The 24,365-nt window shown below is 32.1% G+C and carries 28 protein-coding genes; 5 read left to right on the forward strand and 23 right to left on the reverse strand.

The genetic code is table 11. From position 1 onward, the window contains the following. Window positions 1-146 precede the first annotated feature (146 nt). From OEV82_RS04010 to OEV82_RS04080, 15 genes are all read right to left on the reverse strand, one after another. Window positions 147-731: a YpmS family protein gene (locus OEV82_RS04010; RefSeq protein ID WP_173658034.1), complete on the reverse strand. Its 585-nt coding sequence runs from the start codon at window positions 729-731 to the stop codon at window positions 147-149. After that, the gene (locus tag OEV82_RS04015; RefSeq protein ID WP_263061115.1) at window positions 718-1,566 is read right to left on the reverse strand and encodes a GDSL-type esterase/lipase family protein; all 849 of its coding nucleotides are present in this window, start codon (window positions 1,564-1,566) and stop codon (window positions 718-720) included. Before OEV82_RS04015 ends, OEV82_RS04010 begins: the two co-directional genes overlap by 14 nt. Before the next feature lie 90 nt (window positions 1,567-1,656). After that, on the reverse strand, window positions 1,657-2,247 hold the full coding sequence (locus tag OEV82_RS04020) for an SCO family protein (protein ID WP_173658036.1): 591 nt from the start codon (window positions 2,245-2,247) through the stop codon (window positions 1,657-1,659). Window positions 2,248-2,397: 150 nt separating this feature from the next. Beyond that, on the reverse strand, window positions 2,398-3,237 hold the full coding sequence (locus OEV82_RS04025) for a DegV family protein (protein WP_263061116.1): 840 nt from the start codon (window positions 3,235-3,237) through the stop codon (window positions 2,398-2,400). A 22-nt stretch (window positions 3,238-3,259) separates the two neighbouring features. Continuing rightward, a complete protein-coding gene (locus tag OEV82_RS04030) occupies window positions 3,260-3,931 on the reverse strand; it encodes an SOS response-associated peptidase (protein ID WP_173658038.1) in 672 nt (223 codons plus the stop codon). Between the two features lie 27 nt (window positions 3,932-3,958). Continuing rightward, window positions 3,959-4,450 carry a dihydrofolate reductase gene (locus OEV82_RS04035; protein ID WP_173658039.1) on the reverse strand — a complete coding sequence of 164 codons (492 nt, stop codon included), beginning with the start codon at window positions 4,448-4,450 and terminating at the stop codon, window positions 3,959-3,961. Then, entirely contained in the window at window positions 4,447-5,241 is a 795-nt protein-coding gene (locus OEV82_RS04040) for a thymidylate synthase (RefSeq protein WP_173658040.1), read from the reverse strand. The genes OEV82_RS04035 and OEV82_RS04040 overlap by 4 nt, the downstream gene beginning before the upstream one ends. A 17-nt stretch (window positions 5,242-5,258) precedes the next feature. Next, window positions 5,259-5,957: an anthrax toxin lethal factor-related metalloendopeptidase gene (locus tag OEV82_RS04045; protein ID WP_263061117.1), complete on the reverse strand. Its 699-nt coding sequence runs from the start codon at window positions 5,955-5,957 to the stop codon at window positions 5,259-5,261. 169 nt (window positions 5,958-6,126) lie between these two features. After that, the gene (locus tag OEV82_RS04050; protein ID WP_173658042.1) at window positions 6,127-6,738 is read right to left on the reverse strand and encodes a YpjP family protein; all 612 of its coding nucleotides are present in this window, start codon (window positions 6,736-6,738) and stop codon (window positions 6,127-6,129) included. 194 nt (window positions 6,739-6,932) lie between these two features. Then, window positions 6,933-7,367, reverse strand: a complete 435-nt coding sequence (locus tag OEV82_RS04055) for a BrxA/BrxB family bacilliredoxin (protein WP_173658043.1) — start codon at window positions 7,365-7,367, stop codon at window positions 6,933-6,935. A 111-nt stretch (window positions 7,368-7,478) separates the two neighbouring features. After that, window positions 7,479-8,606 (reverse strand): conserved virulence factor C family protein, encoded by a 1,128-nt coding sequence (locus OEV82_RS04060; protein ID WP_263061118.1) that lies wholly within the window; start codon window positions 8,604-8,606, stop codon window positions 7,479-7,481. Window positions 8,607-8,759: 153 nt separating this feature from the next. After that, the gene (locus OEV82_RS04065) at window positions 8,760-10,652 is read right to left on the reverse strand and encodes an ABC-F family ATP-binding cassette domain-containing protein (protein ID WP_263061119.1); all 1,893 of its coding nucleotides are present in this window, start codon (window positions 10,650-10,652) and stop codon (window positions 8,760-8,762) included. Continuing rightward, window positions 10,649-11,290: an HD domain-containing protein gene (locus tag OEV82_RS04070; protein ID WP_263061120.1), complete on the reverse strand. Its 642-nt coding sequence runs from the start codon at window positions 11,288-11,290 to the stop codon at window positions 10,649-10,651. The genes OEV82_RS04065 and OEV82_RS04070 overlap by 4 nt, the downstream gene beginning before the upstream one ends. Before the next feature lie 23 nt (window positions 11,291-11,313). Beyond that, window positions 11,314-11,823: a hypothetical protein gene (locus OEV82_RS04075; protein WP_263061121.1), complete on the reverse strand. Its 510-nt coding sequence runs from the start codon at window positions 11,821-11,823 to the stop codon at window positions 11,314-11,316. Between the two features lie 286 nt (window positions 11,824-12,109). Then, window positions 12,110-13,798 (reverse strand): formate--tetrahydrofolate ligase, encoded by a 1,689-nt coding sequence (locus tag OEV82_RS04080; protein WP_263061122.1) that lies wholly within the window; start codon window positions 13,796-13,798, stop codon window positions 12,110-12,112. Window positions 13,799-14,020: 222 nt separating this feature from the next. On the opposite strand from OEV82_RS04080, the gene OEV82_RS04085 reads away from it, so the two are divergent. Continuing rightward, window positions 14,021-14,242, forward strand: a complete 222-nt coding sequence (locus OEV82_RS04085; protein ID WP_173662495.1) for a DUF3892 domain-containing protein — start codon at window positions 14,021-14,023, stop codon at window positions 14,240-14,242. A 17-nt stretch (window positions 14,243-14,259) separates the two neighbouring features. On the opposite strand, the gene mntR is transcribed toward OEV82_RS04085, so the two are convergent. Further along, entirely contained in the window at window positions 14,260-14,679 is a 420-nt protein-coding gene (gene mntR, locus OEV82_RS04090; RefSeq protein ID WP_173662496.1) for a transcriptional regulator MntR, read from the reverse strand. Between the two features lie 297 nt (window positions 14,680-14,976). On the opposite strand from mntR, the gene cspD reads away from it, so the two are divergent. Then, window positions 14,977-15,177: a cold-shock protein CspD gene (cspD, locus tag OEV82_RS04095; RefSeq protein ID WP_161920087.1), complete on the forward strand. Its 201-nt coding sequence runs from the start codon at window positions 14,977-14,979 to the stop codon at window positions 15,175-15,177. Window positions 15,178-15,241: 64 nt separating this feature from the next. On the opposite strand, the gene OEV82_RS04100 is transcribed toward cspD, so the two are convergent. Both OEV82_RS04100 and OEV82_RS04105 read right to left on the reverse strand, forming a co-directional pair. Further along, window positions 15,242-15,451, reverse strand: a complete 210-nt coding sequence (locus OEV82_RS04100; protein ID WP_173662497.1) for a zinc-finger domain-containing protein — start codon at window positions 15,449-15,451, stop codon at window positions 15,242-15,244. Window positions 15,452-15,484: 33 nt separating this feature from the next. Next, the gene (locus OEV82_RS04105) at window positions 15,485-16,156 is read right to left on the reverse strand and encodes a reverse transcriptase-like protein (RefSeq protein ID WP_263061123.1); all 672 of its coding nucleotides are present in this window, start codon (window positions 16,154-16,156) and stop codon (window positions 15,485-15,487) included. Between the two features lie 178 nt (window positions 16,157-16,334). Between OEV82_RS04105 and OEV82_RS04110 the strand changes: the two genes are divergently transcribed. From OEV82_RS04110 to OEV82_RS04120, 3 genes are all read left to right on the forward strand, one after another. Then, the gene (locus OEV82_RS04110; RefSeq protein WP_263061124.1) at window positions 16,335-16,721 is read left to right on the forward strand and encodes a reverse transcriptase-like protein; all 387 of its coding nucleotides are present in this window, start codon (window positions 16,335-16,337) and stop codon (window positions 16,719-16,721) included. An 81-nt stretch (window positions 16,722-16,802) separates the two neighbouring features. Further along, window positions 16,803-16,934 (forward strand): small, acid-soluble spore protein L, encoded by a 132-nt coding sequence (gene sspL, locus OEV82_RS04115; RefSeq protein ID WP_173658331.1) that lies wholly within the window; start codon window positions 16,803-16,805, stop codon window positions 16,932-16,934. Between the two features lie 312 nt (window positions 16,935-17,246). Next, on the forward strand, window positions 17,247-18,083 hold the full coding sequence (locus OEV82_RS04120) for a YitT family protein (RefSeq protein ID WP_173658330.1): 837 nt from the start codon (window positions 17,247-17,249) through the stop codon (window positions 18,081-18,083). A 141-nt stretch (window positions 18,084-18,224) separates the two neighbouring features. Here OEV82_RS04120 and OEV82_RS04125 read toward each other — a convergent pair whose 3' ends face one another. The 5 genes from OEV82_RS04125 to OEV82_RS04145 all read right to left on the reverse strand — a co-directional run bounded on the left by OEV82_RS04125 (window position 18,225) and on the right by OEV82_RS04145 (window position 24,260). Then, window positions 18,225-19,142 carry a 5'-3' exonuclease gene (locus OEV82_RS04125; RefSeq protein ID WP_407672737.1) on the reverse strand — a complete coding sequence of 306 codons (918 nt, stop codon included), beginning with the start codon at window positions 19,140-19,142 and terminating at the stop codon, window positions 18,225-18,227. 124 nt (window positions 19,143-19,266) lie between these two features. Further along, complete coding sequence (locus tag OEV82_RS04130) at window positions 19,267-22,911, reverse strand: dynamin family protein (protein ID WP_263061125.1); 3,645 nt, start codon at window positions 22,909-22,911, stop codon at window positions 19,267-19,269. Between the two features lie 178 nt (window positions 22,912-23,089). Next, window positions 23,090-23,287, reverse strand: a complete 198-nt coding sequence (locus OEV82_RS04135; protein ID WP_173658328.1) for a hypothetical protein — start codon at window positions 23,285-23,287, stop codon at window positions 23,090-23,092. Between the two features lie 102 nt (window positions 23,288-23,389). Continuing rightward, window positions 23,390-23,959 carry a xanthine phosphoribosyltransferase gene (locus OEV82_RS04140; RefSeq protein WP_263061126.1) on the reverse strand — a complete coding sequence of 190 codons (570 nt, stop codon included), beginning with the start codon at window positions 23,957-23,959 and terminating at the stop codon, window positions 23,390-23,392. 166 nt (window positions 23,960-24,125) lie between these two features. Next, a complete protein-coding gene (locus OEV82_RS04145; protein ID WP_263061127.1) occupies window positions 24,126-24,260 on the reverse strand; it encodes a hypothetical protein in 135 nt (44 codons plus the stop codon). Between the last annotated feature and the right edge of the window lie 105 nt (window positions 24,261-24,365).

Below are 24,365 nucleotides of genomic sequence, written 5' to 3' on the forward strand. Positions count from 1 at the left end.
TGGACATGGAAAAGACCATGTCCAGCCTAAATAAGATAAGAATCTTAGAAAATGATGAGCAAAAAAAGACAAATCCCAACTCAAATGAAGCATTTGAGTTGGGGTTTGTCGACAGTCTGAAAGCCCAATAAAAAATATTGGGCTTTTTATTCATCCTCTGTTTCATTTATGAAAAGTTGAAATGAAATCGAATCTTTTTCTAAATCAAACTCATTAACTCGAATGCGAAAGTCATTTTCTAGTTTAATCTGCGTTAAATGAAGATATATCGCTTTTTCATTCGATTTAATCTCGACCCATTCTGGAAATTCATACGCCCGTGAAATTAAATTCATAATAATAGAAACAGGAAGATTTAAATTTCCGATGCTCATGTTTTCTTGTTTTAAACGTAGGTCACCGTTTTCAAGTGGTTCCGGATAAAAATGTAGTTCAAATTGGACATCTTCACCGAAGACATGTAAATTTCCATAAAGAATGAGATCATCTGTTAGATTAACATAATACTTAAATAATTGATCTCCGTATTTTTTCTTAATAAAATGATTGATAATTCCTGTTAACTCAGATTTATTTGTTTCTAAATGAATTGTCGGTCCTTCAACATTCAGCTCTTCTTTAGGTAAGTATGGCCTATCCTTGGCTGGCCAAAAAATATATATAATGACAAAAAGATTAAACATCAAAAGGAGAAAAAAAGCATATTTCCAAGTAAGTTTAATTTTTTTCATATTGTAAAGTTACCTTTCTTGCCGTAAGTATCGTATCAATATTTGCTAATATAACATCCATCGTCTCTTTACCTATTAAATCATAACCAGAATCATTCGGATGAAAATAATCTTCATAAAGGACATCTATACCATGTTTAGAAAAAGCATCTGCAATATTGACAAAATAAGCATTCTCATATTCTGATACAATCTCTCTTCCAGCTGTTGTCCATTGATCCATGATCATTTGCACTTCTGTAATTTGACCAAGCCATTCATTAAATGGATTATAAAATCCAATTAATAGTATGGAAATATTTTCATTATATCCTTTTATCGTTGTTATGATCTCTCGCAATCGTTGTTTAAACTGAACAAGTTCCCGTTCAAAAACAGGCAATTCAAGATTAATGATATGATCCGTAAATACCTTCATTAAATCATTTCCACCAATAGTGACTAACACAATATCCGTATTGGAAATTTGTGATTTAACTTCTGCCTGTTTAAGTAGTTTAATTAATTCATCTGAGCGGAGTCCGGTTTTCGCTAAGTTTGTTATCTCTATATTTCTTACCCCTTTTGCTTCCGTGAGATGACTCTTTATGTAATTTAAATATCCACCTTCTTTTTTTGTTGCACCAACTCCGACTGTTAACGAGTCACCAATGGCAGTAATTTTTAAATTCACAGGAATAAAATCTATCGGTGGCTCTACTTTTAAAAAAGAAATAAAAGCCCGCTCTTGATTTAATGTTAAGTTAGAATTGGTTAGAATAGAATTATTCTTTATAAATAATAATACAAAAATAAGGAATCCAATTGCAATCAAGATTGTGAATAACTTTTTCAATAGTCGCCACCTGCTCGCAAACACCGTCTTCATTCTTTCTCATATTTATGATATGTCCAACCAATTGACTTTTATGACAGCTTTTTCATTTCACTTATTATTTTTTAATAATATTATAATATCATTCAAAATTTCTTCATAGGGTACATCTATGGCATCGTATGATTTAACAATTGTTCCACTTTGGTCAATTAAAAACAGATCAGTACCATGGGAAACTTGATCCTGTCCTTCAATTTTTTGAATAAAAAATCTAAAGTTTTCCTTTGCAAATTGTTCAATATGTTCTTGAACATACCCAGTTAAAAAATACCAATTTTTTTGGTTTTCTGTAAATTTCGAAGCAAATTTTTGTAGTATCTCTGGTGTATCAACTTCAGGATCAACACTATAGGAGACGAGTGCTACATTGTCCAATCCTTCCTTGTCAATGAGCCTTTGCAATCGTGCCATATTAGCCGTAATTGGAGGACATACCGTATTGCAGTTTGTAAAAATAAAATTTGCAATCCATACTTTTCCTTGTAAATCTTTTTTACCAAATGGTTCCCCGAATTGATTCGTATATTCAAAGTCTTCAAGTGACCAATTGAGCTGATTTTGAATAACTTCTTGTCCACCACATGAAGATAATAGAATGACTAAACAAATTATAGAAACGATCTTATAAAAAACTTTCACTGAATCCCTCCTTCGTATTATACTTTTATTTTAACAAAATTATGAGATTAGTAGAATAAAAGTATCTCTTATTAATTTTTTGATTTTTATATAACCTCCATAATTAAAAAACTACCCTTTGGCAAAAGGATAGCTTTCTTACAGAATAAATTAATCTGTATAAAACATTAATGCAACGGCACCAGGTCCTGTATGGGTGCTAATGATAGGGGTAGTGTCGCTAATTTGAATGTCTAAATTTCCTACAAACTCATGAAGCTTCATCTTCATTATTTCCGCGGAATGTTTTCCATCAGCATGGACCAGATTAATTGCCTTTAATTTTTTACCTTTGATATCTTCTTTCACATATTTCATCAATTGTTTAATCGCCAGTGGAAAACTTCTTGATTTTTTCAAAGGTTGATAAGCTCCATTTTGAAGTGAAGCTATCGGTTTTATATTAAGTAATGAACCGATCATCGCCTTACCTTTACCAATCCTACCACCTTTAACGAGATTTTCTAATGTATCAACAATAATATAGAGTTTTGTCTGCAATCGTATATGTTCAATCCGGTCTATTATTTCTTCAATTGCATGTCCAACACTTGCCATTTTTGCTGCTTCAACCACTTGAAACGCTAAAGCTTTTGAAATGAATTTTGAATCAATAACTGTTATTCTGCCCTCGCATTGTTCTGCGGCAATATGAGCCGTTTGTACCGTACCGCTTAATGCTGAAGATAGGTGAATGGATAAAACTTCACTTCCATCTTGAACTAGTTCTCTATATTTTTTCACAAAATCACCAATCGGAGGTTGTGATGTCTTTGGTAATGTTTCTGAAAGTTTCATTTTTTTTATGAATTCTGATGGTGTAATATTAACGCGATCAGTATATGTTTTTCCTTCTAGTTCAATACGTAACGGTAGAACATGTATGTTATATTTTTCAATTTCTTCTTTCGTTAAATCGGCCGTTGAGTCAGTTACTATTTTTACTGTCATAAATGCACTTCCTTTTTATTTTTTAAGCCTCCTGAGGTAAAATTAAATCAGGGTAATTATTTTTTGGTGAATTAATAAGTTTAGATACTGGATATAGTTTTTGATTAATGGCTGGATAAGGAACCATTACCTCTTTGGCTTCATGAAAATCAAATTCTTCAACATTTAACCAAATTTCAACGGCATCCTTTGTATCTAAAATAACAGGCATACGATCATGGATATTTTTTACGACTTCGTTTGCAGAGGTGGTTAAAATCGTACACGTTACAAGGTCCTTTGAACGAGTTCGATTGCAATCCCAAAGTGCTGCAAAAGCAAACGGCTTTCCTGTTTTCGTTAAAATACGATAAGGTGTCTTCTTCCCAGCTTCCATTTTCCATTCATAAAAGCTATCAGCAAAAATGATGCAACGATTCTTATTCAATAGATGTTTAAAACTTGCTTTTTCTGTTAATGTTTCAGAACGCGCATTAATGAGTGGCTTCCATTTTTTCGTATCTTTTACCCAACAGGGAACAAGACCCCACTTAATATAACCGCATCTTCTAATCGAGTTCGACTGGACAGCTGCCAATACTTGCTGTGACGGAGCTATATTGTAACTCGGTTCATATTCATCTGGAAAAAATTCCAATTGAAAAGCATCGATTAACTGCTCTTTTTCAGCTGTTAACGTGAAACGACCGCACATATGACCACCTCCGCACTTATTTTGTAGTTACTTTATCTTGTCGTAAATAATGTATTCATAATCATAAGGATTTTTTTCATCTTTTATTCCTTTTTCCTTTGAACTGATCACATATTGAGTGAAATCAATTTCTGGAAAAAAGACGTCTCCTTCAAAACGTTTATATATTTTGGTTAAATATATTCTGTCAACATAGGGAAGAAATATTTTAAATAGATTTGCTCCACCAATAATAAAAATTTCTTCATCTTTTAGCCTTTTACAGTAATCAATTAATTCTTTTTCCGAATGAAAAACAGTACAACCTTTTAATTCTAGTTTCTTATTTTTCGTTAAAACTATATTTTCTCGACCTGGTAATGGTTTACCGATTGATTCAAAGGTTTTTCTTCCCATTACAATTGGATGACCCATTGTGATTTTTTTAAATCGTTTTAAATCGTCAGGTAAATACCAGGGAATTTGATTATTCTTTCCGATGACACCATTTTCATCGGTTGCTACTATAAATGAAATCATACACTTACTTCTCCTTTAATTGCTGGATGTGGATGATAATTTTCTAATGTAAAGTCTTCATATTTGAAATCAAAAATATTTTTTACTGAAGGATTAATTTTCATAGTCGGTAATTCTCGAGGTTCCCGTGTTAATTGTAATTTTACTTGTTCGATGTGATTTAAATAAATATGCACATCACCAAACGTATGAATAAATTCCCCTGGTTGTAGGTCACAAACTTGTGCAATCATCATTGTTAGTAATGCGTAAGATGCAATATTAAAAGGTACACCTAAAAACAGATCACCAGATCTTTGGTATAACTGACATGACAATTTTCCATCAACTACGTAAAACTGAAATAGTGTATGACATGGTGGCAATGCCATTTTATCTAAATCTCCGACATTCCATGCACTTAAAATTAATCTTCTAGAATTTGGATTCGTTTTTATTTGTTCAATTAAATCGGCTAGTTGATCATGTTTCCTACCATCAGCGTCCCTCCACGAACGCCATTGATGACCATAAACAGGGCCAAGGTCACCGTTTTCATCTGCCCATTCATCCCAAATTTTCACATTATGATCTTTTAAATATTTAATATTCGTATCTCCTTTTATAAACCAAAGAAGTTCATGAATGATACCTTTCAAAAATACTTTTTTTGTCGTTAGTAAAGGAAATCCATCTTGCAAATTAAAACGCATTTGATAGCCGAAAGTACTAATAGTTCCTGTACCAGTCCTGTCGTCTTTTTTTATACCATTTTTTAAAACATGTTCACAAAGCTGTAAATATTGTTTCATTCTTTCATCACCTACAATTATCGTAAATTTTTTATAAAATGATACGTTTTTGGCGCCTTTTCATATAAAATTTTTCTTGTGTGTTCATTTAAATAATAGTAAGCAAAACTTTCAGCAAAAAATTCTTCTGGGAATTTTAGAAAATAGGCGCGATTTTCAAATAAGGTCCTTGCCTCCAATCTCCAAATTGATAAAAAATAAGCATTTTCTCGAATCTTATTGAATATAAGCTTGTCAATAGAATGGGCTAGTTCATGTAATTCCAGATTAACAGATGAATGCCCTTTTCCATAATCACTAGCTCCAATTTTAACATGAACAATCCGATTTCCTCCAGACCCTGGTACATCATCCCATGTCGTACCTGTATTTCTATAACCTCTTGGAATCAGTCCTGTTAAATGATTTGTAGAAGGAAAATCGGTCAATTTTCCATTAAATAACACAACCACAATACGTTGGGCTGAGATTTTTTGAAGGAGTTCTTGAGGTAACTGATCAATTCTTTGAATCATTTGTTTTGCAGCAAGTTGATCAAAATCATCATTCGGTAACATAATGATAGAATCAAGCCATTCACTAGAATGTAAGTTTAAACTTTGATAGAAATCAGAATGTACTATATCCTTAAGATATGTATAATTAAATTTTGCTTCAGAACGCGGACAATATAAAATAAAAAGCAAAAAGGATATAAGGATTGGATATCGTCTCATTATAAGATTCACCTGTTGTAAAAAATTTTCAATCCTATTTATTTTGGAATCATTATATCATGTAATCTTTAAACCTATTATTTTTTCAATTTTTAAAATTTAAGAGGTTGTATAAAGGTTTAAATTTTTCGCCTTTTATACAGCCTCTTATTCTATTATGGATTTATTTTTAATGTGGCCAGTTTGGTGGAGTATTTTTATCCCAGAAAATATCCCCTAATTCGTGATGAGTTTGATAATGATCATGAAAAGTGTGGTAATGGAAGTTAAACCAATAACCTTCAAGTGGTCTTAAATCTCTTCTGACGTGGAAACGGATAATATCTTTACCAGTTTTTTCATTATAAATATGAAATATTTTTTCACTTTTACCAGTACCTGGTTTTTGAGAAATCGTTAGGTGTTGAATATCTTCATCATTAAATTGTTCTGTTACTTCCATAATCGCTTTTTCTATTTTTGGCAATATAATTGTTTCAAATTCATTTTCAATGACAGGTCCAATGCGATCGCCAAATTTTTGCCACGATTGTTGTTGACCAATTTCAATTGCCGTTTGTAAAAATTGCTGTTTCGGCGATTGTTTTTGATTTGTTTCATGATACGAAAGATCGAACTTTTCTTTTTGTACAGACTGTGACTGCTTTGATTCAAAAGCATCATTTTTGCTCGTTTTTTCTACAGGCTCATCATTGGCTTGTACCGCTTGAAAGGGTGAAAACATCCCAAAGGTCAGTACAGTAACAAGGGTAACAAATGTTTTTTTCAACCATTTTGTCATAACAAGACACTTCTTTCATCTTTTATATAAAATAATATTGATATAATTCTATTATACTTGTAAACGTTTAAAATCGAAAGGATTTTTAATTGTATCTTTATTTCAAATCATTTTTAAATATAAAAAAGCGCTCTTCTTCAAATTTGAATGGGAGCGCCTTTTTTCTATGTAATAATACCTTAAATATCATTTTATTAACAATGATCATTAAAACCAATTAATAGATCATCAACTATTTCTTCAACAGAACGTCCTTCAATTTGTTCACGAGGAATAAATTGAACAACTTCTTTTCCTTTTAACAATGCCATTGATGGTGAAGAAGGAGGAATATCTCCAAAGTATTCACGCATTTTCGCTGTTGCTTCTTTATCTTGGCCAGCAAATACTGTAACTAAATGATCTGGTTTTTTTGGTGTATTTGCTAATGCATAATTAACCGCTGGACGAGCAAGACCTCCAGCACAACCACAAACAGAATTAACCATAACTAGAGTCGTACCGTCTACATTTTCCATAAACTCTTCTACTTCTTCAGCTGTTTTTAATTCTTTAAATCCATTCTTTGTTAATTCTTCTCTCATTGGAATTACTAACTGACGCATATATTCTTCATAAGCCATTGACATAATATTGTGTACCTCCTTTAATCTTTACAAGAAACCCACAGGCTTTTTGTACTAGAATTTTGTGGTAAATTCATTGTACCCATATTTCTTCATAAATGCAAAAAAACTGTTCTAGTCATTCTTCTTACGAGCTTCCGTCATTTGTTTCCAAACAGAACCTTTCGCTTCTTCTCCACCCTCAATTCTTTCGATTGCCATTTTTATTTGTAAAGCAACTTCAAATTCTGAATCATTTTCAGCTTCTCTTAATGCTGGCAATGCTTTTTCGTCTCCTACTTCATATAAAAACATTGCTGCACGCCAGCGAACAATTTTACTTTTATCTTTTAATGCTCTGATCATTTCATCTTGAGCTTCAGGAAATCCTAAATCGCTCAAGCAATCGCCCGCCGTTCTCCGTACAGTTACATTTTTATCTTGAAGACCTTTATAAATATAAGGTAATACTCTTTTATCTTCTATCATTCCTAAATAGACAACAGCAAGCCTGCGAATAGAAGGTTTTTCATCATTTAATGCTTTTTCTAAAACAGGTAAGTCAGCTAATGTTGGTTCTTCCATTTGCTCTAGTATTTGGAATCGTTTCCGCCAGTCAGGATGATCTAAATCATCCAATATTACTTTACGAAAATGCTTTGCGTCTTTTTTTATATTAGGATTTTTTGCCTGTTCTACTAATTCGTCAAGCCTAGATTGCGGGTATGCTGCTTGTACTTCTTCCAATACAGTTTGACCGATTTCATCCATATCACCATAACGGATGCCCCAATCCATCCACTTTCGTTGTACGACGAAATTATCCCCAGGAAGTTGTGCTTCATTAAATGCTTCTACATAATTTTTTGGCAAACCAAAGCGCTTTTCATTTGTCCCATCCATTAACTTAACCTGTAATGGAATTCCTTTAAATACTTGGATTTGCACCTGTACTTCACCATAATGTTCATCAGGTTTCATTTTCTCTTCTGATTGCATATGTTGTTCTTCACCTAATGCATGACGAACTTCCGGTAAAATTTTTTCCCATTCAGTTTTACCATGACGTTCTACTGCCATAAAGTCAGCAACATGATATACACCCGTTACTCCTTCGATGGATAAAATTTTCTTAATTTGTTCAGGAGCATCATCCAAATTTTCTTTTCTGTAATTATTTCTTGTACCACTTGGTAATTTTTCATCTAATATAACCTTCATCGTATTCGGACTTGGTGTTGGTTCAATAGCTTTTATTTTCAATTTAATCCCACCTTTTTTGATTTTAAAAGAAAAAAACAAACGAAATGTTTAATTAGTAAGGGATACAAACGAACAAGTTTTAGTTTTAGTACCACTTTTATCTTATCGTTAATTTAGCCCTGTTGGCAAAACAACGATATCGACAATTTACTTTTATTCTGCAAATTCTGCTAAATATTCCCATCGCTCCATTAAATAATCAAGCTGTTCTTGCCACTTCTTTTCTTCTTCCATTAATTCCTGAAGTTTCGTAAAATCACTACCGCAAGTTTCCATTTCTGTTTTAATTGCTGCGATCATTTCTTCTACTTCGGATATTTTTGTTTCAATGTTTTCCCATTCTTTTTGTTCTTTATAGGTCAGTTTCTTTTTAACCTTTGGTTTTTTGCTCTGTTTTTGAACTTTTTGGTTTCCTTCTCCTTTTTTTACTTCAGCTTTAATCGATTTTTTCTTCACTTCAGCTAAATAATCCGAATATTCACCCAAAAATTTGTCAATCTTTCCTTCGCCTTGAAAAATTAACAATTGATCACAAACTTTATCTAAAAAGTAGCGGTCATGAGAGACTGTGATTACAACACCAGCAAATTCTTCTAAAAATTGTTCTAAAACGGTCAATGTCTCAGTATCTAAATCATTCGTTGGTTCATCAAGTAATAATACATTAGGTTCTTCCATGAGTAACCTTAATAGATATAACCTTCTCCGTTCACCACCAGATAATTTGCGAATTATAGTTCTATGAGTGTTCATAGGGAATAAAAAACGTTCTAACATTTGTGCTGCAGATTGTGTTTTTCCATCCTTCGTATGAATAAAGTCCCCTGCTTCACGAATGTATTCAATCATTCGTTTATTAATATCCATATCGACAGATTCTTGTGTATAGTAACCGATATTAACTGTTTGTCCTAAAAGAAGGTCACCTTTATCTAGATTTTCTTTTCCTGCAATTATGTTTAATAGAGTAGTTTTTCCACTTCCATTTTTACCAACAATTCCGATACGGTCCCCAGGTTTAACTAGTAAATGAAAGTCTTGCAATATCGTTTTATTATCATAAGATTTATAACCATTCCTAATCGTGATAACATCTTTTCCAAGTCTTGTACCTGAAAATGATAAATCAACTTGGTTGGTTTGTGTTTTTTGACTTACAACTTTATCTAATTCTTTAAAACGGTCGATTCTAGCTTTTTGTTTCGTTGAACGGGCTTGTGCACCTCTTTTTATCCATGCCAGTTCTCGCCGATATAAATTTTTAGCTTTTTCCCTTTGACGGGCGTTTTCCTCTTCACGTATTGACTTTGCTTCAAGATAGTCGGCATAATTACCTTTGTATGTATATAATTTACCTTCAAATAATTCAAAGATCCTGTTCGATACTGCATCTAAAAAGTACCGATCATGTGTGACAAACAATATAGATGTAGGATATTTTACTAGCTCTTCTTGTAACCATTCAATCATTGCGTAATCTAAATGGTTTGTCGGTTCATCAAGTAATAGTAAGTCCGCTTTGTTTAATAATACTTCTGCTAAAGCTATCCGCTTTTTTTGTCCACCAGAAAGCTGACGGATAGGTTGATTATAGTCTGAAATCCCCAATTTAGATAATATCGTTTTGGCTTGGGAGCTTATATCCCAGCCATTTACATCGTCCATCGCCTTTTGAAGACGAAAATACTGATCTAATAGTTTATCGTTTTCTGGATCAATATTTAATGCAGCAACAATTTTCTCATATTCTCGAACCGTATTATTAATTGGACTATCTGTGGATAAAATCTGATCCAATACAGATAAATCAGGGTTTAAGTCAGGCTCTTGAAGTAAAATAGAAATTTTATAATCATTCGGTTTTGTGAAACTACCATTATCCAAATCTTCGATTCCAGCAATCATTTTAAGTAGAGTTGATTTTCCGGTGCCATTTATACCGATTAAACCAATTCGTTCCTTTTCACCAATCGTAAAAGAAATATCATTAAGTAATTGTTTATCCCCGATTGTTTTGAATAGATGATCTGCAGTAAAATTTTTCATTGTTTACCATTCCACTCTTTCCAAAATCGTCTTAAAAACTCTTCCATAAATTGATGGCGCTCTTCAGCGATTTTTTTCCCAGTCTTCGTTTGCATTAAGTCTTTTAATTTTAATAATTTCTCATAAAAATGATTAATTGACGTTGTTTTTTCATGACGGTATTCTTCATAAGACATAGATGTTCGGATTTGTATTTCTGGATTATGTATTGGCTGACCTATTTTTCCACCATAGGCAAAAGTACGAGCAATCCCAATCGCCCCAATTGCATCTAACCGATCCGCATCTTGTACAATTTTAGCTTCAATACTGGTAAGAGGTTTGCCATGTCCCCCTTTATAAGATATCGAATCAATGGTTGTCAATATCTGTTCTACATAGTGATCGTCTAAATCTTGCCGTAAAAATTGATCCAATTCTTCTCTCTTCTTCGATGATTCATTCCATAACTTATCATCGTAATAGTCATGTAATAATGCAACCATTTCAATAGTAAAAGGATTTCCTGCATTTTCCCTTTGATGAATATGTAATGCTAAATTTCGAACACGGTTTAAATGGAACCAATCATGTCCAGTGCATTCCTCCTCAAACCTTACCCTTAACAAGTTTTCTGTTGACTTGATTATCTGTTTCATAACCGTCCTCTTTCAATTACTTTTTATAACATGGTTAGTAGATAATTTCCATTATTGATTGTCTCATTTACAATATCATGTAGTTCTTCCATATTATTTTCAGTTATCTCTTCATGTCTTTTTAATATGAATTGGTATGTCATTTTTTGGTCCTGATAAACGTTTGTAATTTGTTCAAGGTTATACATTTTTTCATAGTTTTTCTTTAAAAATTTACTTACTCGTTTTTCTAATACTTCATCGAGTTTCGTGTTGACATTAAAATGCACATTAATATTCGCTCCCGGTCTTTCATTCATCGGATACCATTCAGCAACTAGTTGTTGAAAATTTGCCTTAAGTTCAATTTTCATTATTAATAATTGATTTCGGTCATTTTTATTCATAAAAGATAGATTATATGTACGAGACATGTCTGCAAGATTGATGTAGTCATTTCTCTCGATAATGGTAATTTCCTCATTCAAATCATAATCATAAACAATTCCTTCAAAAACAACTTTTAAATTTTCATATGCCGTTGGATCAAACAATACAATCATCCTTTTTTATCATAATAATAAATTATAACAATTTATATGTATGAAGTCTTGTCAAAGGGAATGAAATATAAAGGTGAGAAAATAATTCTATTTTATGTCTCAGTGGCTTTTTCACAATATAGTGAAATGTACTATAATGAAAGTTCTCATTATTATATTCGTTTTCATCTAACAGCTAAAATATTTCTGTTTATATTGTCTGAACAAGAAAAGGCGTTTATAATAACGCCCCGTTTATAATAACGCCCTTCAATCTTTTATCAATATTCTTTTTTATTTAAAATAGTCCCTTAATTTGGCCATTTTCATTAACATCCATATTGAGTGCTGCTGGATATTTTGGTAATCCAGGCATTGTTAACATTTGTCCTGCATAGGCAACAACAAAACCAGCACCTACGGAAGGTTTTAACTCACGAATCGAAATCGTAAAACCTTCTGGTCTCCCTAATTTTGATGGATCATCAGAAAGTGAATATTGCGTTTTGGCAATACAAACAGGGAAGTTCCCCCACCCAGCCTCTTCGATTTCTTTTAATTGTTTTTTTGCATTTATAGATAATTCAACACAACTTGCACCATATACTTTTTTACAAATTTTTTCCAATTTAACTTCTATAGAGTCTGAAAGAGAGTATAGCGGTTGGTAACTAGTTCTTTCTTCCTCCGCTTCATGTATAACGGATAATAATTGATCAGCTAATTCAATACCTCCTTGTCCCCCTTTTTCCCATACCTTTGTTATGGCAAAAGGCATGTTTTCATATTCACAAAGCCGGATAAATTCTTCTATTTCTTCTTTAAAGTCACCAACAAAATGATTAAGTGAAATAACAAATGGTAATTGATATTGTTTAATTGTTTCTACATGTTTACGTAAATTAGCAAACCCCTTTCGCACTGCTTTCGGATTGTTTATATGTAAATCTTTCAATTCAACACCACCATGCATTTTCAATGCACGAATTGTTGCCACAATAGCAACAGCATTTGGAAGAATCCCACCTATTTGGCATTTGATATCAAGAAATTTTTCAGCCCCTAAATCTGCTCCGAAACCAGCCTCCGTTACTACATAATCTGCTAGTTTCAAAGCTGTTTTTGTAGCGATTATGCTGTTACATCCATGAGCAATATTTGCGAAGGGACCTCCATGTACAATCGCTGGTGTATGTTCTAATGTTTGAACTAAATTCGGTTTTATAGCATCTCTCAATAATACTGTTAAAGCACCTTCAACACCTAAATCTTTTACAGTAACTGGCTCATTATGGATGTTATAAGCGATGACAGTCCGAGAAATACGTTTCTTTAAGTCTGCCAAATCATCTGCTAAACAGAAGATCGCCATCATTTCTGAGGCTGCTGTAATTTCAAAATGTTCCTCACGAGGTATACCATTTGTTTTCCCACCTAATCCAATCACAACATGACGAAGAGCACGATCATTTATATCGATAGCTCGTTTCCAAAGAATTTTTCTAGTGTCAATTTTCAACCGATTTCCTTGTTGGATATGGTTATCGATAAGAGATGCTAGTGTATTATTAGCAGCAGATATTGCATGTAAATCACCAGTAAAATGCAAATTTATATCTTCCATTGGAACAACTTGGGCATATCCACCGCCACAAGCACCACCTTTTATCCCCATTACTGGACCTAATGACGGTTCTCTTAAGGCAATTACAACATTTTTCCCTAATTGTTTTAATGCATCACCAAGTCCTACAGTAACCGTGGATTTTCCTTCCCCAGCAGGTGTCGGGTTGATAGAGGTGACTAAAATAAGTTTACCATCTTTTTTTGTTTTCAATTCTTCAATGATTTCATAGGATAATTTTGCTTTATATTTACCAAAAACCTCTAACGCTTCCTCTTTTAAACCCATTGATTGAGCAATTTCTTGAATTGGTTTTAGTCGGGCCATTCTTGCGATTTCAATATCAGATAAAATCTTTGACATATGTTTCCCTCGCTTCTATTAGCTTTTCATATAGATTTCCCTATTTTATCACAAGGTCATTCAATCCATTTATTCATTATCTTTTTTATTCATTTGTGAAAAAAATTTATTTTTTTGGACAAAATAAATAATGATAAGATACATTTTGAACTATAACTTTACATTTTATCTTTTAAAAAGAATCGTTATGATAAGAATTAATTAATAAAGGTGGTCTTTTTCTTGGAAGAAATAGTTGCAGTTGATCGTGATCATTCAGGAAATATTATTAGTTTTAAGACCAATACGGGTCGAATTATTTCGTATCGTAAAGCGATTCAGGAAATCGAACAAGGAAAAATTTCAGGTGTTATGTTAAAAGAACAAACTTTTAGCGATCTTCCAATTGTCCAGAATATTAGTACAGATGATACATATTTCGAGAATTTCCCTCCTATCTATTAAAAAAGAGTGACATCAAGTCACTCTTCAACATTTTTTTGGACAGCTTTTAATTCATCTAACCGTTTTGGGTTTTCTTCAAAATATTGCACAAGGTCACCTATACGGTCAATAGCATCCCAGCTCAAATGATGCTCAATGCCTTCAACATCATTATAAATATTTTCATCTTCGACTCCAATCATTTTTAAAAATTGTTCCAATAATTCATGTCGATATACTAAACGTTTCCCAATTTTTTTTCCTTTTGAAGTTAGTACAAGTCCACGATATTTTTCATATATTAAATACTCACTTCTGTCTAATTTTTGTACCATTTTTGTAACAGATGAAGGATGAACAGATAATGCTTCTGCAATATCAGAAACCCTGGCATATCCTTTATTTTCAATTAATAAATAAATTTGTTCTATATAATCTTCCATACTTGGTGTTGGCATTTCTTTTCCTCCAAATCAAGTTACGTAAACTATATTTTACAATAGTTTACACGCTCAAACAAGATTCAAAATGTTTGCACACTTATCATACCAATAATTTAATTGAAAAAGCTACTAAACAACAAAATTATTCATTTTTTATGAATTTATGAAACAATAATAAAATTCCCTTGACTATGAGAACGCTTTATTGTATAGTAAATATAATCATAAAACTGGTTGCTTGTATGGTGTCCGGTTTTCTGATGCAATTTTTTAGGCACTTCATTGTGTCTTGAAAGTTTAGGAGGAAAGAAAATGCAAAATGGTAAAGTAAAATGGTTTAACAATGAAAAAGGTTATGGTTTTATTGAAGTTGAAGGTGGTAATGATGTATTTGTTCATTACACTGCCATTCAAGGTGAAGGTTACAAAACTTTAGAAGAAGGTCAAGAAGTTTCTTTTGAAATCGTTGAAGGAAACCGTGGGCCACAAGCAGCAAATGTTGTTAAATTGTAATTAAATTTAAATTAACTATATATGGTAAACAATTTCCAGGCTGGTTTATACCAGCCTTTTTGATTTACTTATTTGAACTTTTGTTTGTATGATTACCAGATAATCTTTCTCCTATTTTTTTTATTTCCAAACCAACCGTACATTCATGTATACAAAAGTTATGAGCATAACGTTTGCCCTTTTCTTTCCTAAAATGTCTGGCTAAGAAACATCCATCACAATAATTTTTTAATAATGTATCTAAGTCATCGAGTAGTTGTTTATCAATTTTCATCAAAAAACCCCTTTAACTAAAATAATAAACATTTCAATATTCAATATCTTTATCTAATACGTGTTTACTTTCAATTTTTACACCTTGTAACGCTTGACGCGCTAACTGATCCGCTTCTTTATTATCACCTCTTGGAATCGGTTGATAATTTGGAATTAAATTTAATTTTTGTACGTGCATTTCAATTTTATCTAACAAGCGATTTAAATTTTCCTCAAAACACGGCCATTCTCCTTTTAACTGCATGAGAAGACCTTGACTGTCCCCTTTTATTACAATCTTTTTCCTTTTCATATGTAAATCATATAATCGTTCCATTGCAAAGTTAAGGGCAATATATTCGGCTTCATTATTAGACTGTATTAAATCAATTTTTTCATTCCAACGATGACGTATAATTTCTTCACCTAGTCGATAATATAATACGACACCTATTCCAGCTTCATCTGTATCTTTATTATAGCTTCCATCAAAATAAATCGTGATCTCGTCTGGTTCATCCTCGATCTTGTTTAATAATTTTTTTAATTCCTTTTTTGTCCACCTTAATCCTGTTTCATCTTCAATTTCCATTGTTTTAATACGGCCCGTTTTATCTAAATCATCTATGATCAACAGGATCTCTTTTCCACTTATCCAATCTGAATGAAACGTTGTCTCTTGTTTATTTTTCGTTTGGTATTGCATCATAATTTTAAAATTCATGTATCATCCCATCTTTATTATTATATTAAATCGTATTCTGTCAATTTCCTTCTTCAACATTCATTAATTTTTTCGATAAATCATTACAGTTTTGTTCATTTACCCGTTATAATTAACTTTGTTATAAAATTAATACAGTTATCTTTTTCTTTAATATTAAACTTTATGGAGGTTTACCATGTTTGAAGTCTATATAGATGGTGCCAGCGCAGGAAATCCAGGTTGCAGTGGGGCAGGAATATTTATTAAAGGAAATAAAGTAGTGGAGGAATATTCCATTCCCTTAGGTTATATGAATAATCATCAAGCTGAATTTCATGCTCTAATCCATGCATTAGAAATTTGCCACTCAAAAAAATATTCGGTTGTTTCCATACGCACAGATTCAAAAATTGTTTGTGATTCCATTGAAAAGAAATTTGTAAAACGAGATGAATTCAAACCATTGTTGCAAAAAGTACTGACAATGATTGAAAGCTTTGATTTGTTTTTTATTAAATGGATTCCAGAAAAGAAAAACCGACATGCAGATCGACTTGCCCGTGCAGCCATCCATAAAAACTAACACTTCTTCTACAACCATTTTATCATTCCATCTAAATATTTTTTTCGACTTGGTAAATAATAAACATCGGAGGTGAAATCGTTGAGTAAAAGCCGAAATCGCGGAACAAAAGCACCAGGAGTAAATCCACAAGGATATGGCCAAGATGGGACAAATACAGAGAATCCAAAAAGTAAATTAGAAAACGCAGCAAAAAAATTGAATCGGAAATAAAACTCTTCATATTCTTATATGAATTAGAAATTTTTGTGGAGCTGTCCAAAAAGTCCAAGATAGTAGATTTTGAAGTATTGCGGTCAGGCGGATATAAAACCTGCTATAAATACACGTTTATGTTATGGAGGTTGTGGCCTTGCCATGTCCTTCCGCCAATGAACCGAAAAGATTTGCTAACTCGGTACTGACTTTCTGGACAGCTCTTTTTTATAGAAAAATATTATTTAAGTTTTTGTAAATATGTTTTATGATAGTGATTGTTAGTAGTCAATTATTTTGCAGAAATTAAAAAGAAAGGTTTAGAAAACGATGAAAAAATCATTAACAGAGTTACTTTATATTGTCGTTGGTTCATTTTTATTTGCATTATCTATTAATCTATTTGTATTACCTAGTAATTTAGGTGAAGGTGGAGTCACTGGAACGACGGTCATTCTCTATTATATTTTTCATTGGTCACCTGGTATAACAAGTTTTATTTTAAATGGTATTTTAATCCTCGTTGGGTATAAATTTTTAGATAAAACAACAACCTTATATACGATTGTTGCAACAATATTTATTTCCGTCTTTTTAGAACTTACGAAAAGTTGGACGGTAGATTCAAACGAATTAATATTAAATAGTTTAGCCGGCGGTGTACTAACAGGTGTTGGGATTGGTATTATTTTCCGCGCTGGGGGTACCAGTGCAGGATCAGCAATTTTAGCAAAATTAACAAATAAATATTTGAATTGGAATGTTAGTTACAGTTTGTTATTTTTCGATGCTATCGTTGTGTTTGCTTCCTGGTTTATCATTGGTACAGAAGGTTTAATTTTAACAATTTTGATGTTATATGTGGCAACAAAAGTAATGAATTTTATTATTGAAGGAATGAGTTCTAAAAGGGCGGTTACAGTCATTTCGAATAATTACAGTGAAATCGCGGAAAAGGTAAATAATGAAATGGATCGAGGCGTCACGGTTCTGACAGGATATGGCTATTATACAAAAAAGAAAAAAGATATTTTATTTATTATTATTAGCAAACAAGAAATTACGCAGCTTAGAAAAATTATTAAAGAAGTTGATTCAGGTGCCTTTATAACGGTACAAGATGTAAGAGATGTGTTTGGAGAAGGATTTGTCACCCTTTCAGACTAACATTTAAGACTGTTTTATGATTTTTACAATGGACGATATTTTTTAATAGTACACCTTGGCCTTGTTTTTAAGAATAAAATTCATGAAAAAGCTGAGTGTTATAAATCACTCAGCTTTATTTAGATCTATTTAACTTTCTATCTATGCAAAATCCTCAAACAGGTGCTCCTTATTCCATTCTTTAATCATATCAAGGATTCTTGCCATCCCTTTAATTTTAATGGCATTTATGTTTGCATATAATTGGTCATGAAAGAACCTTATTTCCGCGTCTTTTAATTTAAATGTTAATGGTACATCCAATTTAATTTCAGCCAGTTTCCTTGAAAGAATCAGTATATCACGATCGCTTTCAATCTTTTTTCGTTGGGCAGGCTTTAATTTGTCTATAGATGCAAGAAGATTTTCTACGGTTTTATATTGTAAAATTAATTTTTCGGCAGTTTTTGGTCCTATTCCTTTTACACCTGGGTAATGATCACTTGAATCTCCAGTTAACGCTTTTATATCAACAAATTGTTTAGGATGATAGCCTCTTTTTTCAATAAAACTATCCTTCGTCTCAACTTCATAATTTCCGTAGCCTTTTTTTAATAAAGCAACTGAAATATTGTTATCTAAAACTTGAAGAATATCACGGTCCCCCGTTAAAATAATAACCTCTAATTGATCCTTTACTTGATGGGCAATCGTACCTAAACAATCATCTGCTTCGAAACCCTGAACTCCAATATTTGGAATAGCAAAAGCCGTTGTTGCTTCTTTTGCTAAATCAAATTGTGGGATAAGTTCGTCTGGGGGGGCAGAACGATTCCCTTTATAATCTTCGTATAGTTCATTTCGGAATGTTTTACTCCCCATATCCCAACAAACCGCCAAATGAGTTGGGTTAAAATAATTCGCTGCCGTAAACAAATGCCGTAAAAAGCCATTTACACCATTTGTTGGTATGCCTTCATCGTTAAACATATACTGACCTGTTGCACTTGTTGCATAAAAAGCTCGAAACAATAGTGCCATTCCATCCACTAATAATAGTTTTTGCTCTGTTTTTGTCAAAATGTCACCTCAAATATTGCTTAATTCATTACATATTTGTTTGCCAATTCCATTTTATCTTAACATAAATATAAATTATAAGCAGTAGAAGATTTAATGGAAGTCTCTTACATTCAAACAAAATTTATAGTTCTTCTAACACAGTTAAGTTGCGTTTGATTAAATCAATATCAATTTTATTCTCTAGAACAGATATCCAACCGTTAAATTGTTCATTTAACTCTTCTTGAATTTTACTAATTAAATGTTCAACACTTTCAAATAACATAACTTCAATTCTAGATTGTAATGTTTTTTCTCCTTTTTCTAAATAAGCAGCAATTGGTTCCTTTAGTCGTTCTTGGATAGCCTCCGCCATTTGCTTTCGCTCATTTTTCTCAAAAAAAGCTTTCGTGTTTTTAAATATTCCTAATTCCTTTGCAAAATAGTCTGTTGACAAGTTTATTAATTCATTTTCAAAGTTGGGCGTTTCTAGTCTTCTATTATTCTCAAATAAGGTAAACGATAAATTTTCATTAACTTTTTTAATTTGAGATATAAGTGATTCATGTAAACTAGCTAATTGTTTGTGAACAAAATTTTCAATCCGTAAAGTTGTTGCCCGTAATTCCTGGGACAAATCGAAACCAATAGAGGTGAGTAGTTCTTTACAAGCATAATGTAGAGACTGTTTTGCTTCACTGTTCGCGCCCTTAATTGTTGCTGGGTTAAAGGATTCTTTAAAGAAATCATTAAATCGTAAACCATTCCGTTGATTAATATAATAAATGAGCTCTGCAAGTTCTTGGTTTATTTGTTCTTTTATGACATCAAGTGAAAGATCATTAAGGATCGACTGAATTTTACTTTTTTCTACTTGTAGCCGCTTTAATTTCTGTTCTTTTTCTTCAATATCAGAGCTTGCTGATTCAACGAGAACTCTTACTCTTTCCACCGCATGTTTCCATTCCATTTCTGCAGCACTTATCGCTATTTCTTTTAAATCACTGGTAATAAATTGATAGAAAGAATTCTCAAATTCAGGAAAATACGAATGAAGCTGTTCTTGCATTTGCTTCTCTTTTAATGCATTTAAACTTGAGACAGGATATAGGTTAGCATGTCGAATTCCGAATTGTAGCAATTGGTTTTCAATATAATTTAGAACATCTTTTAACTCATCCTCATCATTGGCTAAATCAACTGCATTAACGATAAAAAACATTTTATCTAAAGTAAATTGATCTTTCACACGACCTAATTGAATTAAAAATTCCCGATCTGCTTTTGAAAAAGCATGGTTATAGTAGGTTACAAAAATAATGGCGTCCGCATTTTTAATATATTCGAATGAAACATCCGTATGTCTGGCATTTATGGAGTCTGCCCCTGGCGTATCCACTAACGTTATTCCTTTTTCCGTTACACTGGAGTCGTAATAAAAATTGATCCATTCCACAAAACAAGACTTATCTTCTTCAGCAACAAATTCTTGAAATTCCTTTTTCGTAACAGTAATTTCTTGACCGAGCTGATTTTCGAAATTGTGATACCCTTTTTCAAAGGCTTTTAAAAATGATAAATGGGTTTTGTTTTGTTCTTTAACATCATCTTCTGAAATTTTCATGACGAATCGAAAGACTTCTTCAAGTGAGTCTGCCTGATGGTTAAAATATTGTAAGGCCACATTTAAGTCATCCAATAACATTTGTTCACTCTTTAGTTTAACAACCCCTGTTTCATGAGGATGCTCTTTACTTGCAGGTAAAATTCGATTAATGGACGCTGTTGTTGGATTAGGTGAAACGGGTAAAATTTTCTCCCCCATTAAAGCGTTGGCAAAAGAAGATTTACCGGCACTAAAGGCTCCAAACAGCGCTACAGTAAACTGTTGGTTTTCCAATCGTTTCACTCGTTTTTCTAACATTACTGCTAGTTTTTCCAATGTCGGAGTATTCGCGAAAATTGGGACACTGTTTTTTAATTTTTTTATAGTTTGACTGTAACGACTATGGTTATCTTGAAATTTTTGAATTCTATTTCTCCTTTTATCCTTGTTTGTTTGTTCGCTTTTCTCAACAGATCCTGTTTCATGAATATAAGCGTCAATGTCAAGGATTACTTCATTCGCATTTTCAATGATCTTTTCTACTTGTTGTCGAACCTCGTCAAAATTATTTAGCGGATTACTCATCAATTGTTGTAAATGATTCTTTACTTGGTGATACTCTTCCTTTATTTTTTTTAGACGGTTAATGGCATATATATATTCTTGCAATTGCCTTTTTTCCTTTTCTAGTTCTGTTAATTGAACCGTACATTCTTCAAGCAGATGAGATTTGATTATGTCAAAAAGCTCATCTATTGTTTTTCGTGTTAACGATTTAATTTGACTCGCTACATCATTTGTATAGTTTAAAACTGATTCACCAGTTACAAGTGCCCCTTGTTTTACTGATTTTGCAATCATGTCTTCAGATACATTAATTTCAATCGTCTGTATTTTATTTTCCAACGTGTGATCGAAAATTTTGTACTTTTTCATGAATTTTAATACACATGTTTTTACATGCCAAACAATTTGTGTATTCGTGTTTTCCTGTAAATCATTTTTAAATCTTAATAAAATATCTCGCCTTTTTTCCTCAGTTTTTTTCTTTGTAAATAGAAATCCAACTTTGAAATCCTTCTGCAACGATTCTAAATATTGTTTTGCTAGTTCGCGCGTTTCAGCTGGCATGAGATAAGCATTTTTTAATATATTTTCCAATTCCTCTTCTTTTTCTTTTTCAAAAATAGAGACGATATTTGTTCGTTCATTAATTTCTTTTGTTACTTTTTCAAATTCATTATATACCTGTTCACGTTGTTCCTCACTTAAATGTTGTACATTTCGGTTTAATTGGTCAACTTCCTCTTGCTGATCTTCTTCAATACTCTGTAGATGTTCTTCCATTAACAATTTCAACGATGCAGGAACATAATTTCTTTGTTTATTCGAAAAAATCTGAAACAATTGTTGCTTCAATCCGGTAAAATTGTTATAAGGATGGTCAAAATCTTTTAAACTTGTATAAAAAATACCCTTTGGTTTTATAGACCAAGCCGCAAATGCTTCTAAAACCGATTGTTGAAATTTTTTCATCGGAAGTTCTTGTTCTTGATGTTTATCAATCATATTGACAATTAAGTATACTTCTTTACCAAAGTTCTGCATTTCTTTCGTAAAAAGAAAATTTTCTTCTGCTTGAACGTGATTATAATCCATTACATAAAAGACGGCATCAGCTAAATACATTGCAGATTCTGTAGCTAGTTTATGAGCTTGGTCGGTAGAATCAATGCCGGGAGTATCCATTATGACAGCACCCTTTGGCAAAGAATCACTTGGAACTTCAATTTCAACCGATTTTATTAATTCTCCATCCTTAAATAACCCTTTAATTTTGTTTAAATCAAAGGGTGCAGGTTGGTACAATACCTTACCGTCTTGCATATAAAATTTTGCATAATAGCTTGACCCAAATCTAATTTTTACTAAATTCGCGCTCGTTGGTATTGGACTAGTCGGCAGGATATTTTCTCCAATTAAAGTATTAATCATCGTTGATTTCCCTGCGGAAAAGTGTCCACAAAAGGCAATATTAATCTCACCTGCCATTTCTTTTTTCAATAAATCTTTTACTTTTTCTGCCCGAACCTTGTCCCCATTTTGCTCATAATAAGTAAAGAAGTTATAAAGTTTTTGTAAGTTTTTTGTTTCTGTTAATTCAATCAGTTGTTGTTCCATGTTTATACCCCTTTATTTCAACAGTTATATGTTTTATTGTATATGATTTATAATTATTTTCCCATAGTTTACTATTGAAATAAAATATTATCATCAAATCATTTTAATATTCAATGAATTAAAAAAGATGCCCAAAATAGGGCATTCCTTTTTAAAAGACTATAATGCTAGTTTATACTTATTCTTCTTCATAAAGATTACGATCATATTTATGACATTGAACCTCAATGATAATTGGATTTAATCGATTACAACCGCACTCTTGGCAAATATGTTGTTCATGATGAATTGTAAAACAGTTTTCACAATAATAATACATCATTCCCTCACTCTCTTCTTCGAAATTTCTTAAGAGTGTAACGATATATACCGGCATTGTTTTATTACCGAGCAAAGTATTATCTGATTTTAATTTTATTTATTATATGTTTGAATAGAGAATGATGTGAATGCATAAATAATTTTTTCTGAAATCGTATCAATTAAAAATTACCTTTCCATCCTTCAACGATTTGATTCTCACTAAGGATTCCACACGAATACCTTGGGCACGAAGGTCGTTTCCACCTTGTTGAAAGCTTTTTTCAATAACGATTCCAATTCCAGCAAGACTAGCTTCAGCTTGGTTAACTATTTCTATTAGTCCCCGTGCAGCTTCACCATTCGCCAAAAAGTCATCAAGTACAAGAACATGGTCATCCTTATTTAACAACTGTTTTGAAACCGAAATTTCATTTGTCTGTTGTTTTGTATACGAATAAACTTTAGCAGAATAAAGATTTTCCGTTAATGTCAATGATTTTCTTTTTCTAGCAAAAATTACTGGTACATTTAATTCTAATCCTGTCATAACACTCGGGGCAATACCAGATGATTCTATCGTTAAAATTTTTGTAATGGGTTCATTATTAAATCTATTAGCAAATTCTTCGCCAACTTTTAACATTAATGGGACATCAATTTGGTGATTTAAGAAGTGATCCACTTTTAGTACGGTTTCTGATAAAATAGTTCCTTCTTGAATAATTTTGTCCTTCAGTAGTTGCATTTGTTGAACACCTCTTTTTCTTAAAATGGAATAAATGAATTGAAAAACCCAAAGGTAAGCAACCGTGTTGGCAACACTTATCTTCGGGTCTCCATTATGAAAAAATTATACGATCATATGTATTAGTATACAATTCATAGTTAATAAATTAAATACAAAATTATGATTACATTATATATGGAAACAAAGCAGTAACTATACCGATAATGCCCCCGATAATTGGAACAGAAATATAAAATAATCGTTTATTTCTTGCTCTTTTATAAGCCATTTCTTCTGGTGTTAAAAATTTATTAGACATATCAGCTCCCCCTACGACTATTTAAATGGACAATTTACCTTACATCAAACATATATAATTGTACCACTCGTCCATTTTTACAACATAAGACTTACTAACTATTTT

The sequence above is a fragment of the Pallidibacillus thermolactis genome (assembly GCF_025660415.1).
In the GTDB taxonomy this organism is placed as follows: domain Bacteria; phylum Bacillota; class Bacilli; order Bacillales; family Caldibacillaceae; genus Pallidibacillus; species Pallidibacillus thermolactis.

Bases quoted from the DNA above. Each gene is read 5' to 3' on its own strand.
- OEV82_RS04105 (WP_263061123.1), bottom strand. From the start codon at position 16,156: ATGAATTTTAAAATTATGATGCAATACCAAACGAAAAATAAACAAGAG.
- OEV82_RS04040 (WP_173658040.1), bottom strand. From the start codon at position 5,241: ATGAAACAATATTTACAGCTTTGTGAACATGTTTTAAAAAATGGTATA.
- OEV82_RS04030 (WP_173658038.1), bottom strand. From the start codon at position 3,931: ATGTGCGGTCGTTTCACGTTAACAGCTGAAAAAGAGCAGTTAATCGAT.
- OEV82_RS04065 (WP_263061119.1), bottom strand. From the start codon at position 10,652: ATGAAAAATTTTACTGCAGATCATCTATTCAAAACAATCGGGGATAAA.
- OEV82_RS04035 (WP_173658039.1), bottom strand. From the start codon at position 4,450: ATGATTTCATTTATAGTAGCAACCGATGAAAATGGTGTCATCGGAAAG.
- OEV82_RS04100 (WP_173662497.1), bottom strand. From the start codon at position 15,451: ATGAAAATTGATAAACAACTACTCGATGACTTAGATACATTATTAAAA.
- OEV82_RS04135 (WP_173658328.1), bottom strand. From the start codon at position 23,287: ATGCCGGTATATATCGTTACACTCTTAAGAAATTTCGAAGAAGAGAGT.
- OEV82_RS04055 (WP_173658043.1), bottom strand. From the start codon at position 7,367: ATGTCAATGGCTTATGAAGAATATATGCGTCAGTTAGTAATTCCAATG.
- OEV82_RS04145 (WP_263061127.1), bottom strand. From the start codon at position 24,260: ATGTCTAATAAATTTTTAACACCAGAAGAAATGGCTTATAAAAGAGCA.
- OEV82_RS04120 (WP_173658330.1), top strand. From the start codon at position 17,247: ATGAAAAAATCATTAACAGAGTTACTTTATATTGTCGTTGGTTCATTT.
- cspD (WP_161920087.1), top strand. From the start codon at position 14,977: ATGCAAAATGGTAAAGTAAAATGGTTTAACAATGAAAAAGGTTATGGT.
- OEV82_RS04140 (WP_263061126.1), bottom strand. From the start codon at position 23,959: ATGCAACTACTGAAGGACAAAATTATTCAAGAAGGAACTATTTTATCA.
- OEV82_RS04080 (WP_263061122.1), bottom strand. From the start codon at position 13,798: ATGTCAAAGATTTTATCTGATATTGAAATCGCAAGAATGGCCCGACTA.
- OEV82_RS04025 (WP_263061116.1), bottom strand. From the start codon at position 3,237: ATGACAGTAAAAATAGTAACTGACTCAACGGCCGATTTAACGAAAGAA.
- OEV82_RS04045 (WP_263061117.1), bottom strand. From the start codon at position 5,957: ATGAGACGATATCCAATCCTTATATCCTTTTTGCTTTTTATTTTATAT.
- OEV82_RS04110 (WP_263061124.1), top strand. From the start codon at position 16,335: ATGTTTGAAGTCTATATAGATGGTGCCAGCGCAGGAAATCCAGGTTGC.
- OEV82_RS04010 (WP_173658034.1), bottom strand. From the start codon at position 731: ATGAAAAAAATTAAACTTACTTGGAAATATGCTTTTTTTCTCCTTTTG.
- OEV82_RS04130 (WP_263061125.1), bottom strand. From the start codon at position 22,911: ATGGAACAACAACTGATTGAATTAACAGAAACAAAAAACTTACAAAAA.
- OEV82_RS04050 (WP_173658042.1), bottom strand. From the start codon at position 6,738: ATGACAAAATGGTTGAAAAAAACATTTGTTACCCTTGTTACTGTACTG.
- OEV82_RS04070 (WP_263061120.1), bottom strand. From the start codon at position 11,290: ATGAAACAGATAATCAAGTCAACAGAAAACTTGTTAAGGGTAAGGTTT.
- mntR (WP_173662496.1), bottom strand. From the start codon at position 14,679: ATGCCAACACCAAGTATGGAAGATTATATAGAACAAATTTATTTATTA.